The organism is Streptomyces sp. NPDC090442, assembly GCF_044769405.1.
Classification (GTDB): Bacteria; Actinomycetota; Actinomycetes; order Streptomycetales; family Streptomycetaceae; genus Streptomyces.
The window spans coordinates 46,111-59,834 of the sequence record NZ_JBIVXW010000027.1 but is presented as its reverse complement, the minus strand read 5'-3'; the positions used below and the strand labels follow the sequence as shown (position 1 = coordinate 59,834).

Below are 13,724 nucleotides of genomic sequence, written 5' to 3'. Positions count from 1 at the left end.
GGAAGTTGGCATGAAGGTGCGATTCAGGTGTGGCACTCTGCACACCATGCACCGAGCCGACCGCCACCCGTCGCGCCGCACGTTCCTCGATGTCACCGGCGCCATGATGGCCGCCGGTCTGACCGCCGGGTGCACCTCGCAATCTGCCCGGTCAGGCCGGCACACCCCTTCCGCGGCGGCCGCGCCCGTGCCGGTGGTGGCGACGGGCCGGCATCAGGCGGGCATCACGCTCCCTCAGCCCGCCCAGCCCCATCTGCTCGCCGTGGTGGCCGACCTCGGAGCCTCCGTGGCTGCCGGACCGTTACTGGCCGAACTCGGCCAGGCCATCGGCGCGTTCACGACGGGGGCCGACCCGCGGCTGCTGGGCCTGCCGCCGGGCGACCTCACCGTGACCGTCGGCGTGGGCCCCCGACTGGTGCGCACGGTCGGTGCCTCGCTGCCCGGCGCGGTCGACCTCCCGCGATTCTCCCGCGAGCGGATCGCCCCCCAAGCACGCGGCGGTGACCTGCTGTTACAGATCTGCGCCAGCGACGCGCTGCTCCTTCCGGTCGTCTCCGCCGCTCTCCTTGCCCAGGCCGGTGACCGCATCCGCGAACGCTGGCGGCAGTCCGGGCGCCGCGGTTCGAACGTGCCCGTCGGCAACGGCCTCACCGCGCCACGAAACCCGCTCGGGTTCGTCGACGGCATCGTGGGCCCGCACACGACCGTCGAACAGCAGCGCGACCTGTGGCTCGCCGGACCCCCCGCGGTCGCCGGCGGCACCCTTGCCGTACTGCGGCGCATGGAACTCGACCTGCCGCGGTTCGCCGCCCTGTCCGTAGCCGAGCAGGAAGCGGTCTTCGGGCGGCGAAGGGCCAGCGGCGTCCCCCTCTCCGGCGGCACCGTCGCCTCGGGCCCGGAACTCGGCGCCAAGACACCAGACGGGCGCTACCTCATCCCCGCCGACGCCCACGCCCGCAGGGCGCACGCCAACGTGGTCGGGGTCGGCCTCATGCTCCGCCGCTCCTACAGCACCGACGAGCCCGCCCCCGGCCTGCTCTTCGTCAGCTTCCAGAACGACCTGCGGACCTTCACCGCCACCCTCGCCTACATGGACATCTCCGACGCGCTGCTGCCCTTCACCACCACGACCGCCAGCGCGACATTCCTGATCCTCCCCGGCTTCGATCGTCAACACCCGCTCGGTTCCGGGCTGTTCGGCTGATCAGGTCGTGCGCACGGCTCCGCGTGCGCGGAGCACCCTGGCTGCTCCCCGCGCGCGGAAGGGCCAGGGTGTCGCGGGGCGTGAGGCGGTCAGGCCCCCTCAGCGTGCTGGCTGCGGGGCGGACGGAGGTAGGTGGGGGCAGGCGGGTGGGGAACGGGGGCGAAGGTATCGGGATCGGCCTGGGTCCAGTCCACCGCCCAGTCGAACGGCGGGTTGGCAAGGAGCTGGCCCTCGTGGAGCCACTCGTAGAGTTCGTTGTAGGAGCAGGTGAGCCCGTTCGGCAGTCGGCGGCGGAGCATGAGGGTGTGCAACTGACTGGGGTGCTGCGCGCCCAGCGAGGCCATGATCTGCCGGGCACTGCGCACCGTCGCCTCCTGGTACCGCCGAACGCGCTGGGCCTTGTCCGCGACGTCCAACGCCCTGGCACGCCTCGGGTCCTGGGTGGCAACTCCGGTGGGGCAGTTGTTGGTGTGGCACTGCTGTGCCTGGATGCAGCCGAGGGCGAGCAGCATGGCGCGGGCGGAGTTGGTGAAGTCGGCGCCCTGGATGAGGCGGGTGACGATGTCGCTTCCGGCGACGATCTTGCCGCTGGCACCGAGCTTGATGCCGTCACGCAGACCGCTGCCCACGAGTGCGTTGTGCAGGGTGGTCAGCCCGTCCGTCAGAGGCATGCCCACGGAATCGGTGAACTCCAGAGGCGCTGCGCCCGTCCCGCCCTCGGCACCGTCGACCACGATGAAGTCCGGGGCAGAGTGCTCTTCGAGCATCGCCTTGCACAGGGCGAGGAGTTCGAGGCGCGATCCGACGCACAGCTTGATCCCGACGGGTTTGCCTCCCGACAGCTCGCGCAGTCGCGCGACGAACCGCACCAGGCTCCTTGGGGTGGCGCAGTCCGGGTGCCCAGGCGGCGAGACGACGGTACGGCCCGGGACGACCCCGCGTACGCGGGCCACTTCGTCGTTGACCTTGGCCCCGGGAAGTACGCCGCCCAGGCCCGGTTTGGCGCCTTGGGACAGCTTCAGCACAACGCACTTGACCCGTGGGTGCGTGGCCTGCACGGCGAACTTGTCCTCGTCGAAGCGTCCGTCGTCAGTGCGGCAGCCGAAGTAGCCGGTGCCGATCTGCCAGATGAGGTCCGCCCCGCCCACGAGGTGATGCGACGACAGGCCGCCTTCCCCGGTGTCGTGCGCGAATCCCCCCTCGCTGGCCCCTTGGCTCAGGGCCTGGATCGCGGGGGCGGACAGCGCGCCGAAGCTCATCGCGGAGATGTTGAGCAACGGCATGTCGTACGGTTGCCGGCAGTCCGGCCCTCCCACCCGCACGGTCATGGGGCCGTCGGGGACCGGAACGGGGGCCATGGACGTGACGAAGAACTCGTGCCCTGACCGGTAGACGTCCCACTCCGTACCGAATGCCTTCTGTGCCGTCTCGCCCTTGGCCCGTTGGTAGACGAGGCTGCGCAGGTCGCGCGGGAACGGTCGCCCGTCGAGGTTGGATTCCCCGAAGTACTGCCGCACTTCGGGGCGGATGAACTCCATCCAGAACCGCAGATGCCCAAGTAGCGGATAGTTCCGCAGGATTGAGTGACGTCGCTGCTTCAGGTCGTACAGCCCGCGAGCGGTAAGGAGGAGGCAGGGCGCCGCCACCGTCCACCACCACGGTGAGACGACGAAGGCGGCCAGGCCGCCCAACACGGCGCCGGCGACTGCCGCGGCGAGAGCGGAATGGCGGCTGACGGTCTGAAGCAGGTTCATGGCGGCGTAAGTTCGTTCCTGTCGGGCGCGGCAACGGACGTTCCCACCCTGACCAGGGCCCGAGCGGTCCGGAAGGCTGGTCCGTTCTATGAGCCCATAGGTTCGTTCTGGAGGTTGCCGCGGCCCGTCGATGCCTGGGAAGGCAATCCGGGTGCGGGCTGGTCGAATTCCATATTCACTCAAGTGAATTGTTATGCCTGCGAGTTGGGCACCACCGTCTGGCGAGGTGGCCATGGAATCCCCCGAACACGGCCATGACGTCCGATAATTGCCCTATAGGGTCGTTGTATGCGACTTTCTCCCCGTACTCCCGATCTTCCTGCCCTCGATCTGCTCCTCAGCGTCATTGAATTGGGCAGCCTCGGGCGGGCTGCGCAAGCCCACGGCATCACTCAGCCTGCGGCCAGCTCCCGGATCCGCTACCTGGAGAGGCTCATCGGCACGCCCGTGCTTGAACGCACGCCGGTCGGCTCACGGCCCACCGAAGCCGGTGCCCTCATAGCCGAGTTGGCCCGGGATGTCGTCGAGGCCGCGCAGCGGCTGAACACGAGTGTGGCGTCGCTGCTCAAGGAGCGGGACTCCCAACTGCGTGTCGCGGCGAGCCAGACCGTGGCGGAGTACCTGTTCCCCCGGTGGCTTGCGGCCCTGCGGTCTCAGGCTCCGCAGGCCATGGTGACACTGGAGGTGGGAAACTCCGCCCAGGCCAGCCAGGCCGTGCTCGCCGGGCGTGCCCGGATCGGCTTCATCGAGAGCCCCCGGATCCTCAAGGGGCTGGAGAGCAGGACGGTGGCCCGGGACCAACTGCTGGTAGTGGTGGCCCCTCGGCACGCCTGGGCCAGACGCAGCGCGATCGACGTGCAGGAGCTGGCGCGGACGCCGATGATCCAGCGCGAAGAAGGCTCGGGCACGCGCTTGTCCTTCGAGCGCGCCCTGACCGCCCAGGTGCCGCACTACCAACCCGTCCCACTACTTGAGTTGTCCTCGACCACCGCCATCAAGAACGCGGCCATCGGCGGAATCGGCCCGGCCGTGTTGAGCACCCTGACCGTCACCGCGGAACTCGCCGCCAAGACCCTCGTCGCAGTCAACGTCTCCGGCTTCGAAGCCTGGCGCTCGCTCCGTGCGGTATGGCCCACCGGACAGCGGCCGGTCGGCCCCGCACAGGACCTGTACGCGATCGCGTTCCGTCCGCTGTCCGCCAGGTCCTAGAACCGCCTTATGGGCTCATCAACGCGCTCACGCTAGCGGCACCGCACGGGCGAAGCCACGGTGGAGGTCCAGCCACAGGACGGACTCCCGCCCCACAGGCACGCCAACCCCGGGGCTGCCATCCGCACGAGCCGATCGAGAACTGAGCCATGCAAGCCTCGACACGTACGCCCCCGCGCCGCGTGGGCCCCGGCCCCGGCCCCGGCCCCGGCCCCAACAAATGGTGCCCCCGCCTTTCGCTGACCGCCCGTCTCATCTTGGCCCTGACGTGGTGCTGGGCCGGCTGGGCGAAACTCGTCGCCCCGGAGGAAGCCGCCCAAGCGGTACGCGCGTTCCGGATCCTTCCCGAAACGCTGGTCGCCCCGGTCGCCTACGGCCTGCCCGCCTTGGAGATCGGCTTGGCCGTCCTGCTCCTGCTCGGGTTCCGCGTACGGTTCGCGGCTGCCCTGTCGGCCCTGCTGCTCACGGCTTTCACCGCCGCTCTGGTCAGAGCCTGGGCAACCGGCCTGAGCATTGACTGCGGGTGTTTCGGAGGCGGCGGCGACACCGATCCCGCAAGCACCCAGTACGCCACGGAACTGGCGCGAGACCTCGGCCTGCTCGCGCTGAGCGCATGGCTGGTCTACCGCCCCGCAAGCCGTTGGTCACTTGAGGTACTCGCCCCCCACACCGGCTGACCGACCCGATCGCTGCCCGTCAACCGCGCCAGCTACACGGCTGCGCTCCGACTTCTGTGAGGGACCGTGACGAAGACTCCTCCTACTCGCTCCGCGCGCGAACGGCTGCGCGCCGAACGGCATCAGGCGGCTCAGCGCACTCGCCGACGACGCGAACGGGCCACCGTGTTGGCCGTCTGCGCCGGCTTGTTGGGCCTCATCGGGCTGTTCATCGCCATCCAAACCAACAGGGCCCGTGACGACCGCCCCCTCGTCGCTCCCGCTGGTGCCACAGGCGAGGACCACCTCGTCATACCCGTCGGCCGGCCCGACGCGCCGGTCGTCCTGACCATGTACGAAGACCCGCGCTGCCCTGGCTGCGCCCAGATCGAGCGGGAACTGCACACCACGATCAACAAACTGGAGGACGAGGGCAAGCTCCGGGTGGAGTACCACGTCCTGTCCTTCGTCGACCGCATCGCCCGCGGCAACGGCTCGAAGAAGGCTGCCAACGCCTTGGCGGCCGCGCAGGACGCCGGCCGGTTCCGCGAGTTCCACGACGTGCTCTTCGCCCACCCGCCGGCTTCGGAGGAAACCGACACCTTCGGCGACACACAGGTCCTGCTCGACCTGGCGGAGAAGGTACCGGCGCTCCCCACGGCGGAATTCACCAAGGCCGTCACCCAAGGTACCCACGACACATGGGTCAGCGCCGTACAGCACCGCTTCGACCAGCAGACCAAAATCACCGGCACACCCGCACTGTTCTTCAAGGGACGCGACCTCCTCCGGGATCCGGACCACCCGCTCACCCCGCAGCGGCTGACCGAACTGGTCACGGACGAGGCCCGCACCCGTTGAATGCCGCGCCCGGCGCCGATCGGCGACTCCACGCCCTAGCCATAGATGTCGGTTATGGGCTCATTGATCGGATGCTTCTACCCATGCGTGCCGCCCACCCCGAGGCTGGGGCCATCACCGCACCACACGAGGGATGACGTAGTGAAACTGAAGTACATGGCCGCGCTCGCCACTGCCGCCGCGCTGGCTCCGACGATGCTTGTGGCCACGCCCGCTGCGGCGGCAGGTGAAGCGCTCGACAGGGCCGTCACGGCGCCTGACCGGAGCCCGGAGGAGGTCTCGACGGAAGACTCGAAGGAGGACGGGGCAATCTCGACTGGGAGCGGGACGGGCTCGACTGAGGATGCGGCGACAGGCTCCGAACTTCCGGCCGACGAGCCCGCGGTGGAGCCCAGTGCCCCGGTAACGCACAAGCCCGCGGCGGAGCCTGTGCCCCATGACAAGCCCTCCGCATCGACACGAGCGGTCCCCACTGCTTCCCGCGCTGCTCAGGCTGAGGAAGTCGGTGCCGATGAGGCCCCGGACCTCCGGCTGGAGGGAGTCCCGGACGCCATCGTGGCGGGCGGCGACTGGGAGAACTTCTCCGCCGTCATCGACAACGCTGAAGACGAGTCGGGGGATTGGGGCCTCTACATGGACATCGGCGTCGACGATTACAGCCTGCGGGGAGATGAACTGCAGCTCCAGCTCTACACCGGCGGCGCGTGGTGTGACGCGACGATCCTCTTCCCCAGCGGCATCATCACCTTCGAGCTGATGGACGGGTTCTCGATCCCGACAGGCCAGACCACCGTCCCTCTCCGCATCCGCGCTGCGGCCGACGCTCCACTCGTCGATCTCTTCATCAACCCCCGGATCTCCAACGGCGATGTCCAGTCGGACGCGGACTACCAGGAACCGTCGAAGATCATCGCGCTCGACAGCGGTGGAGAGCAGCCTGGTGGTGAGGAGAAGCCCGGGGAGGGCGAGAAGCCCGGTGGTGGAGAGAAGCCCGGCGAAGGCGAGAAGCCAGGAGAGGGCGAGAAGCCCGGTGGCGAGGAAAAGCCCGGAGACGGGCACAAGCCCGGCGCCGAGCACACAGACAGGGGCAACATGAGTGGCGATGGCGGCAACGCCACCGATCCCGCTGTGCCCGACTCTCCCCAGGGCGGGAGCGGCGTTACGACGCCGGTCGTCGCGCACCCAGCCCCGACGGACGACAACACCGACAAGACCAACGCGGGCGTCTCCCTGGCCGAGACCGGCAGCGACGCCGCCTCCGGCTGGATACTCGGTGTTGGTGGCGCCTCGATCGCCCTGGGCACGGCTCTGGTCACCGCGGTCCGCAGACGTCGCGGTACGAGCTTCTGAGCAGTGCCCGTCAAGGGCGGCCGGGCGGGGCTGGCTGCGGACCAGTCAACTCCTGTCGGCCGTCGGGCTTTTGGCGGGCCCGGCATCCCGCCGTCCGCTGGCCCGTCATCCCTGGGCCAGCGGACCTTCCGCCCCGCCGATCCGCACACCAAGCGCTCACGGCGGGGCTTCGCGATGTTCAGCTGGCGATGCCGACCGGGTGGACCTTGATGGTCTCGTCGTACGAGCCGCCCAACTTCAGCGCGTCCGAAGGCCACTTCAGGGACACGCTGTGGGTCTCGTTCGGCGGCGTCACAATGATGTTGGTCGGATTCGCCAGGCTGTCACCACTCGCGTCAGCCTTGTACGAGATGCTGAAGGTGGCGGTGTCACCAGGGTTCAGGTTGGTGATACGGGGCACCTCACCCCCGCGGTGAACAGGGGCGGAGGTGCCATCGGCGTCCTTCAAGTCGACGCCGGCGAAGCCCGTCACCGAGCAGGTGCTCCCGGCCTTGCTGGTCATCTGAATGGTGATGTCCCCCGTCTTCTCGTCATGCGAGGAGTTGTCGGCCTCCATCACCAGGTCGCTCGTGCGGCAGAACTTGCTCTTGCCCCCACCCTTCGACGCCCCGGTCCCGGCGTGGGCACGGGAGGAATTGGCCTCGCCGGCACCCGACTTCGCCTCGCCCGAGCCCGACTTCGCCTTGCCCTCCTGCTTGTCGGTGCCCTGCGTCCCAGCCGAACCCGAAGCGCCGCCCTCGGCACCGACCGAACCCGTGCTCGCGCCGGACTGACCCGCAGGCTTCGCCGCGTTGGCGTCCGAGCCGGAGCAGGCGGTCAAGGACAACGCGGCGGCCGCGGTCAGAGCCGCGGCGACGACGCGGACGGTACGGCGACGAACAATGCGGGCGTTGGTGGTGGAGCTCATTTCGGGTCCCCCGGTGAAGTCGGTGTCGGTATCTCCTCGGTACGACACCTACTTTGATCAAGGCCGCTATCGCTACGCTGCCGCGCCACTAACGCTCAGCTAATACTGTCCACTTGGCCGCCGGACCCCGGGCCGGGGCGGCGTCTGTCGCCGATGTCACCAGGTGACGGGCAACGCGTAGAGGCCGTAGACCTCTTCGTCAGTGCGGAAGGGCATATCCCTGACGGGCTGCGTGGCGCGGAGGTTCGGGAATCGTCGCAACAGGTTGCGGATCGCGATCCGCAGCTCGGCCCGGGCGAGCGGAGCGCCGATGCAGTGGTGCACACCGTGCCCGAACGTCACGTGCGGCGCCGGGGCCCGCTCGATGTCGAAGCGGTCCATGTCTGCGCCGAGTGCGGGGTCGCGGTTGGCCACCGGGAGGTTGCAGAGGACCTGCTCGCCTGCCTTGATCTCCACCCCGCCGAGTTCGGTGTCGGTCCGCGCGGTTCGGGCCATGGGCACGCTGGAGACGGACAGGTAACGCAGTAGTTCCTCGACTGCCGTGTCCACCACCGGATCGTCTTCGGCGGCCGTGCGCAGTCGTTCGGCCTGCTCCGGATGTTCCAGGAGCAGCAGGGCCCCGAGGCCGATCATGTTGGAGGTGGTCTCGTGCCCGGCGAGCAACAGGAGGTCGGAGACACCGGTCAGTTCGGCGTCGGACACCTTGTCGCCGTGCTCCCGGATCACCATCCCGATCAGCTGGTCGTCGGGGTTCTGTCGTTTTTCCGCGACGAGTGAAGCCATGTACGCGTGCGATTCCCGGCTGGCAGCGAGCCGTTCCTCCAACGGGCGTTCCAGGTTCAGCGCCTCGCGGCTGCGGCGCTGGAATTCCTCCCGGTCCGTGTAGGGGACCCCGAGCAGCTCACAGACCACCCATGCCGGAAGAGGCAACGCGAAGTCCTTCATGAGATCGGCCGGAGCCCCGCGCGACTCCATCGCATCGAGCAGGTCATCGACCTTCCTTGCGATCGATGGCAGAAGCCGACGGACCCGCCTCGCGGTGAACTCCGAAGTGAGCACACGACGCAGCCGGGTGTGGTCGGGCGCGTCCATGTTGATCAGCTCGTAGGGCAGGACCCGCGCACGGTCCGGGTCGTGCATGCCGAACGTCTCCGGGTCCGCGAGGACACGACGGACGTCGGCATGCCGGGTGACGAGCCAGTAGTCACCGGTGCGGAATAAGTAGAAGTCCCGCGCCCGTCGAATCGGATCGTCGCGCTGTGCGGCGATCAGCCTGGGTCCCGGCCCGAAGCCGTCGCGGCTGTAGAAGAGGGAATTCGACGGCGCACCCTGATCGGTCACTGGCCCTCCTGCACACTGTCCGAGCGGAACTCCCCTGATCCTCTGTGCGCACGCGCACGCGGCCCCGGCTTCCGCGACACCCCCGCCGGCGACTCGCAGAGCAGCAGCGGCAAGCGGTCAGACCGAAACGCGTCCCGACCCCACGGCGAGGCGTGGCGCAGATCCTGGCGGCACTGCGACAGCACGGCAGAGAACTACCCATCTCCAGGCGCCCGGCACTGCCCCACATCCCTCAAGTGGTGGACCGAACGCGCCGCGCGCCTCCGCGTACCACCCCCGCACACCGGCTCACACCACATCCACAGCGCAGGCTGGACGGCACGGGGAGGCACACCCGCTCCCCACAGTCGGTCTCTCGACCACGCACGGTGCTGGCGTACGGTCCTGTCGCTTCGCCGGCGAACTTCGATGCCCAGCCTCATGGTTACGGCGCGCTAGAGGCGGTGGCCGTCGCGAGCCTCGGCGGTGGTGGCGGGGCATCAGGCCCGCTCCACCCGCCGGGCTGGGGTCGCCTGCCGATCGTGTTGTCGCCCTCAGGGCACCTCCGGTCCCCGGTACTCGTGCATCGCGTCGATCAGCCAGCGCGCCAGGTAGTCGGCGAACGAGGAGCGCGGGAGCAGTCGGTACGTCGGCTTGGCGTCGAGTTGCCAGAGGAGTACGGGGACGGGGCCCACCGTGGTGGACACTGCCTGGCCGGGGCCGAGGGCCCGGGGGTGCAGGTCCAGCGGACAGCCCTTTTCCAGCACCTGTCGGGCGGAGGGGCCGCTCAGCTCCACGGTGGTGCGGTTCGCCGAGACGTTGACCACCGAGCCCGGGTCGGTTCCGAGGGCGGCACTCAACTCGGCGGTGACGGTGGTGTCTTCGGCCTGGGACAGCACCAGCCACTCGTCGGGCCCCAGCCAGGCGATGGTGTGGGAGCCCGCCGAGGCAGCGGTAGTGGTGGTGTCGCCGCACCGGCGTGGAAGGGGCGCGCCGAGGGTCTTCTCGATGCGGGCGGCCGCGTCGGAGGCGGGGTCGACGCGGAGGTTCACCATGGTGGTGAACGGCCGTTCGGTGAGCGTGACTCCGCGGGCGCCGGTGACACCGGCGGCGCGCATCCGCTGCGTCAGGTGGGCCAGGGGGCTGGTGCGCAGGGCCATCGGCCCGGTGCCCGCGTCGGTCGTCGTCGGCTCAGCCATCTCGCTTGGTCCCTTCGGGGTCGTAGAGGACGGAGTCGGTCACCTCGACGGGCACCAGCTCCGCGCCCACCGGGGCGAGCAGGGTCTCGCCGATTCTGGCTCGTCCGTCGGCGACGAGGGCGAGGGCGAAGGGACGGCCGAGGGCCGCGCTGTGGTAGCTGGAGGTGACGTGGCCGAGCATCGGCACCGGCCCTGCCTCGGGGGTGATCGGCACGTCCGGCGCGACGAGTTGGGTGCCCTCGGGCAGCCGGGTCGTGCGGTCGCTCGGTAGCAGGCCGACGAGTTGTTTGCGGTCCGATCGGGCGGTGTCGGCGCGGGAGTAGGAGCGCTTGCCGATGAAGTCCTTCTGCTGGGAGACCACCCAGGACATGCCCGCGTCGTGCGGGGTGACGGTCCCGTCGGTGTCCTGGCCGACGATGATGAAGCCCTTCTCGGCGCGTAGGACGTGCATGGTCTCGGTGCCGTACGGGGTGATGTCGTGCGGGCGGCCGATCGCGTAGACCTCGTCCCAGACGGCCGGGCCGTACCACGCGGAGACGTTGATCTCGTAGGCGAGTTCGCCGGAGAACGAGATCCGGCAGATGCGGGCCGGGATGCCGGAGGCCAGGGTGGTCTCGCGGAAGGCCATGAAGGGGAACGCGTCGGGGGACAGATCGACGTCGGGGGCGAGGTGGGTTACGACCTCGCGCGACTGGGGGCCGACGACGGCGATCGTCGTCCATTGTTCGGTCACCGAGGTGCAGTGGACGTCGAGTTGGGGCCATTCGGTCTGGAGCCATTCCTCCAGCCAGTCCAGGACCGCGGCGGCGCCGCCGGTCGTGGTGGTCATGAAGTAGCGGTCGTCGTCGAGGCGGAGCGTCACGCCGTCGTCGAAGATCATGCCGTCCGGCTTGCACATGACGCCGTATCGGGCCATGCCCGGCTTGAGCTTCTTGAAGGCGTTGGTGTAGATGCGGTTGAGGAACTCGCCGGCGTCCGTGCCCCGGATCTCGATCTTGCCGAGGGTGGAGGCGTCCATGAACGCCACGCCCTCACGGGCCGCGCGGCACTCGCGGGCCACGGCGCCGTCCATGTCCTCGCCGGGCCGAGGGTAGTAGCGGGGGCGCTTCCACTGCCCGACGTCCTCGAACACCGCTCCCTGGGCGAGGTGCCAGCCGTGGAGGGAGGTGGTGCGCTCCGGGTCGAAGAGATCCCCGCGCTCCCGCCCGGCCAAGGCCGCGAACGCGACGGGTGTGTACGGCGCGCGGTAGGCCGCGGTGCCGATCTCGCCGGGTGACGCGCTCCCGCCGAGGGCCTCGGCGATGACCCCGATCGCGTTGACACCGGAGGTCTTGCCCTGGTCGTTGGCCGTGCCGAGCGAGGTGTAGCGCTTGACGTGCTCGACGCCGCGCATGCCGGCGCCGGTGGAGCGCAGGATGTCGGCGGCGGTGACGTCGCGTTGGAGGTCGACGAAATGGGTGTCCAGCGCGCCGTTGTCGGGGCCCGGTACCAGCCACAGGGCGCGGGCTGCGTCAGGGCGTGCCTGCTGGTGGGGTGGTGGAGTGGTGGGGGTCGGCACCGGGAAGCCGGCTTCGGTTGCGGCCAGTGCTCCGGCGCGGGTGCCCTCGGCCACGCAGTCGTCGAGTGCGTACGTCCCGTTCGCCGCGCCTACGATCTGCTGGTTGCGTACGGTGCCGTCGGGTACGAAGGCGACCAGGTCCTCGTCCCAGCGCAGCCGGCCCTGGCGCTGGCTGTGCAGGTGGACCACCGGGCTCCAGCCGCCGGATACCGCGAGCAGGTCGCAGTCGAACGACTGGGCGGAGTCGATGAGTTGGCCGTCCGCGTCGATCGCCTGGACCGTGACCGAGGTGAGCCGTTCCTCGCCCGCCGTGTCAACGATCGTGCTGCCGGTGAGGACGCGGGCGCCGGTTTCGGCGGCGACCTCGGCGGCCCGTGCGGACGGTTCCGGGCGTGCGTCCACGACGGCGGCGACGGGGATTCCGGCGGCGTGTAGCGCGGCCACCGTCGCGTAGGCGCTGTCGTTGGTCGTACTCACGACGGCTCGCGAACCCGGCGCCACGGCATACCGGTTGAGGTAGGTGCGCACGGCCCCGGCGAGCATCACGCCGGGTCGGTCGTTGCCGGCGAAGACCAGCGGGCGTTCGTGCGCGCCGGTGGCCAGGACGACCTGGCGGGCGCGGATGTGCCACAGGCGTTGGCGGGAGATGCCTTGGGAGGGGTCGGGGGCGTCGGCTCCGAGGTGGTCGGTGCGGCGTTGGAGGGCCAGCACGTAGTTGTCGTCGTAGGAGCCGATGGCCGTGGTGCGGTGCAGGACGACGACCTCGGGCACGGTGTCGAGGGCCGTGTGGAGCTGACTGACCCACTCCAACGCGGTCTGCTCGCCGACCTGTTCGGTGCGTGCGGAGAGCAGCGAGCCGCCCGGCTCGGGTTGGTCGTCGACGACGATGACCCGGGCACCGGAGCCGGCCGCTGCGGCGGCGGCCGCGAGCCCGGCGGGTCCGGCGCCGACGACCAGGACGTCGGTGTGGACGTACTTCTTGTCGTAGACGGCAGGGTCGGGGGCCGGGTCGAGCCGGCCCATCCCGGAGAGCGTCGTTGCGGACAGGCCGTCGTACAGCTCCACGGTCGTTGCCGGGAGCATGCCTTCCGAGCAGGGGCCGTCGATCTGCACCAGGGCGTTGGGTTCCTCGACGCCTGCGGTGACGATGCCGCGCGGGCGGCCGCGGTAGAGCGACGGGGCGGCCTGGACGAGGCCGTTGGCGAGCATCGCGGAGGCGACGGTGTCTCCGGGGTGGCCGGTCAACTCCCGTCCGTCGATGGCGCATCGGAGCAGGGCGGTGCGGTCGATGCGGCCGCCTTGTGGGAGCCGGAAGTGCTGGTCGGTCATCGGTTCCCTCCGGCCTGGGGCAGTTGGGGGCGGGGCTCGTCGAGCCGGTAGGCGGCGAGTACCTCGTGGGTGGCGGTGTCCCGCAGGACGTTGAACCAGCGGCGGCAGCCGGTGCTGTGCACCCACCGTTCGGCGAAGGGGCCCTTGGGGTTGTCGCGGTAGAAGACGTACTCGGCCCACTGTCGGTCGTCGAGGTCCGCGGGGTTCTCCGGGTAGGGGACGTGGGCCTGTCCCCCGTAGTGGTACTCGGTCTCGTCGCGGGGACCGCACCATGGGCAGTCGATCAGCAGCACGGCGTCCTTCTCTCGGCAGGCTCTCGGTGGCCTTGGTGGCCTCGTTGGGGCTCGGCGGGCTCAGGGGCAGCGCCGTCTCGGCTG

The 13,724-nt window shown here is 69.9% G+C and carries 11 protein-coding genes; 5 read left to right on the top strand and 6 right to left on the bottom strand.

Annotated elements, in window-relative coordinates:
- Positions 1–46 precede the first annotated feature (46 nt).
- The gene (locus tag ACIQU6_RS20170) at positions 47–1,204 is read left to right on the top strand and encodes a Dyp-type peroxidase (protein ID WP_403483006.1); all 1,158 of its coding nucleotides are present in this window, start codon (positions 47–49) and stop codon (positions 1,202–1,204) included.
- An 89-nt stretch (positions 1,205–1,293) separates the two neighbouring features.
- Here the strand turns inward: ACIQU6_RS20170 and ACIQU6_RS20165 are convergent, their stop codons facing one another.
- Positions 1,294–2,958 (bottom strand): FMN-binding glutamate synthase family protein, encoded by a 1,665-nt coding sequence (locus ACIQU6_RS20165; RefSeq protein WP_403483005.1) that lies wholly within the window; start codon positions 2,956–2,958, stop codon positions 1,294–1,296.
- A gap of 288 nt (positions 2,959–3,246) precedes the next feature.
- Between ACIQU6_RS20165 and ACIQU6_RS20160 the strand changes: the two genes are divergently transcribed.
- From ACIQU6_RS20160 to ACIQU6_RS20145, 4 genes are all read left to right on the top strand, one after another.
- Complete coding sequence (locus ACIQU6_RS20160; RefSeq protein WP_403483004.1) at positions 3,247–4,167, top strand: LysR family transcriptional regulator; 921 nt, start codon at positions 3,247–3,249, stop codon at positions 4,165–4,167.
- Between the two features lie 182 nt (positions 4,168–4,349).
- Positions 4,350–4,844 (top strand): MauE/DoxX family redox-associated membrane protein, encoded by a 495-nt coding sequence (locus tag ACIQU6_RS20155; RefSeq protein ID WP_403483060.1) that lies wholly within the window; start codon positions 4,350–4,352, stop codon positions 4,842–4,844.
- A 66-nt stretch (positions 4,845–4,910) separates the two neighbouring features.
- Complete coding sequence (locus ACIQU6_RS20150; protein WP_403483003.1) at positions 4,911–5,684, top strand: thioredoxin domain-containing protein; 774 nt, start codon at positions 4,911–4,913, stop codon at positions 5,682–5,684.
- 141 nt (positions 5,685–5,825) lie between these two features.
- Positions 5,826–7,034, top strand: coding sequence for a hypothetical protein (locus ACIQU6_RS20145; RefSeq protein WP_403483002.1), 1,209 nt, complete (start codon positions 5,826–5,828; stop codon positions 7,032–7,034).
- A gap of 178 nt (positions 7,035–7,212) precedes the next feature.
- On the opposite strand, the gene ACIQU6_RS20140 is transcribed toward ACIQU6_RS20145, so the two are convergent.
- From ACIQU6_RS20140 to ACIQU6_RS20120, 5 genes are all read right to left on the bottom strand, one after another.
- The gene (locus tag ACIQU6_RS20140; protein ID WP_403483001.1) at positions 7,213–7,941 is read right to left on the bottom strand and encodes a DUF4232 domain-containing protein; all 729 of its coding nucleotides are present in this window, start codon (positions 7,939–7,941) and stop codon (positions 7,213–7,215) included.
- Between the two features lie 156 nt (positions 7,942–8,097).
- Positions 8,098–9,282: a cytochrome P450 gene (locus ACIQU6_RS20135; protein WP_403483000.1), complete on the bottom strand. Its 1,185-nt coding sequence runs from the start codon at positions 9,280–9,282 to the stop codon at positions 8,098–8,100.
- A gap of 533 nt (positions 9,283–9,815) precedes the next feature.
- Entirely contained in the window at positions 9,816–10,460 is a 645-nt protein-coding gene (locus tag ACIQU6_RS20130; protein WP_403482999.1) for a sarcosine oxidase subunit gamma, read from the bottom strand.
- Positions 10,453–13,347 carry a sarcosine oxidase subunit alpha family protein gene (locus ACIQU6_RS20125; protein ID WP_403482998.1) on the bottom strand — a complete coding sequence of 965 codons (2,895 nt, stop codon included), beginning with the start codon at positions 13,345–13,347 and terminating at the stop codon, positions 10,453–10,455. The genes ACIQU6_RS20130 and ACIQU6_RS20125 overlap by 8 nt, the downstream gene beginning before the upstream one ends.
- Positions 13,344–13,640 carry a sarcosine oxidase subunit delta gene (locus ACIQU6_RS20120; RefSeq protein ID WP_403482997.1) on the bottom strand — a complete coding sequence of 99 codons (297 nt, stop codon included), beginning with the start codon at positions 13,638–13,640 and terminating at the stop codon, positions 13,344–13,346. Before ACIQU6_RS20120 ends, ACIQU6_RS20125 begins: the two co-directional genes overlap by 4 nt.
- Positions 13,641–13,724 lie beyond the last annotated feature (84 nt).

Excerpts from the sequence above, each read along its gene's own strand:
- ACIQU6_RS20170 (WP_403483006.1), top strand. The coding sequence starts at position 47 with ATGCACCGAGCCGACCGCCACCCGTCGCGCCGCACGTTCCTCGATGTC.
- ACIQU6_RS20165 (WP_403483005.1), bottom strand. The coding sequence starts at position 2,958 with ATGAACCTGCTTCAGACCGTCAGCCGCCATTCCGCTCTCGCCGCGGCA.
- ACIQU6_RS20160 (WP_403483004.1), top strand. The coding sequence starts at position 3,247 with ATGCGACTTTCTCCCCGTACTCCCGATCTTCCTGCCCTCGATCTGCTC.
- ACIQU6_RS20140 (WP_403483001.1), bottom strand. The coding sequence starts at position 7,941 with ATGAGCTCCACCACCAACGCCCGCATTGTTCGTCGCCGTACCGTCCGC.
- ACIQU6_RS20130 (WP_403482999.1), bottom strand. The coding sequence starts at position 10,460 with ATGGCTGAGCCGACGACGACCGACGCGGGCACCGGGCCGATGGCCCTG.
- ACIQU6_RS20125 (WP_403482998.1), bottom strand. The coding sequence starts at position 13,347 with ATGACCGACCAGCACTTCCGGCTCCCACAAGGCGGCCGCATCGACCGC.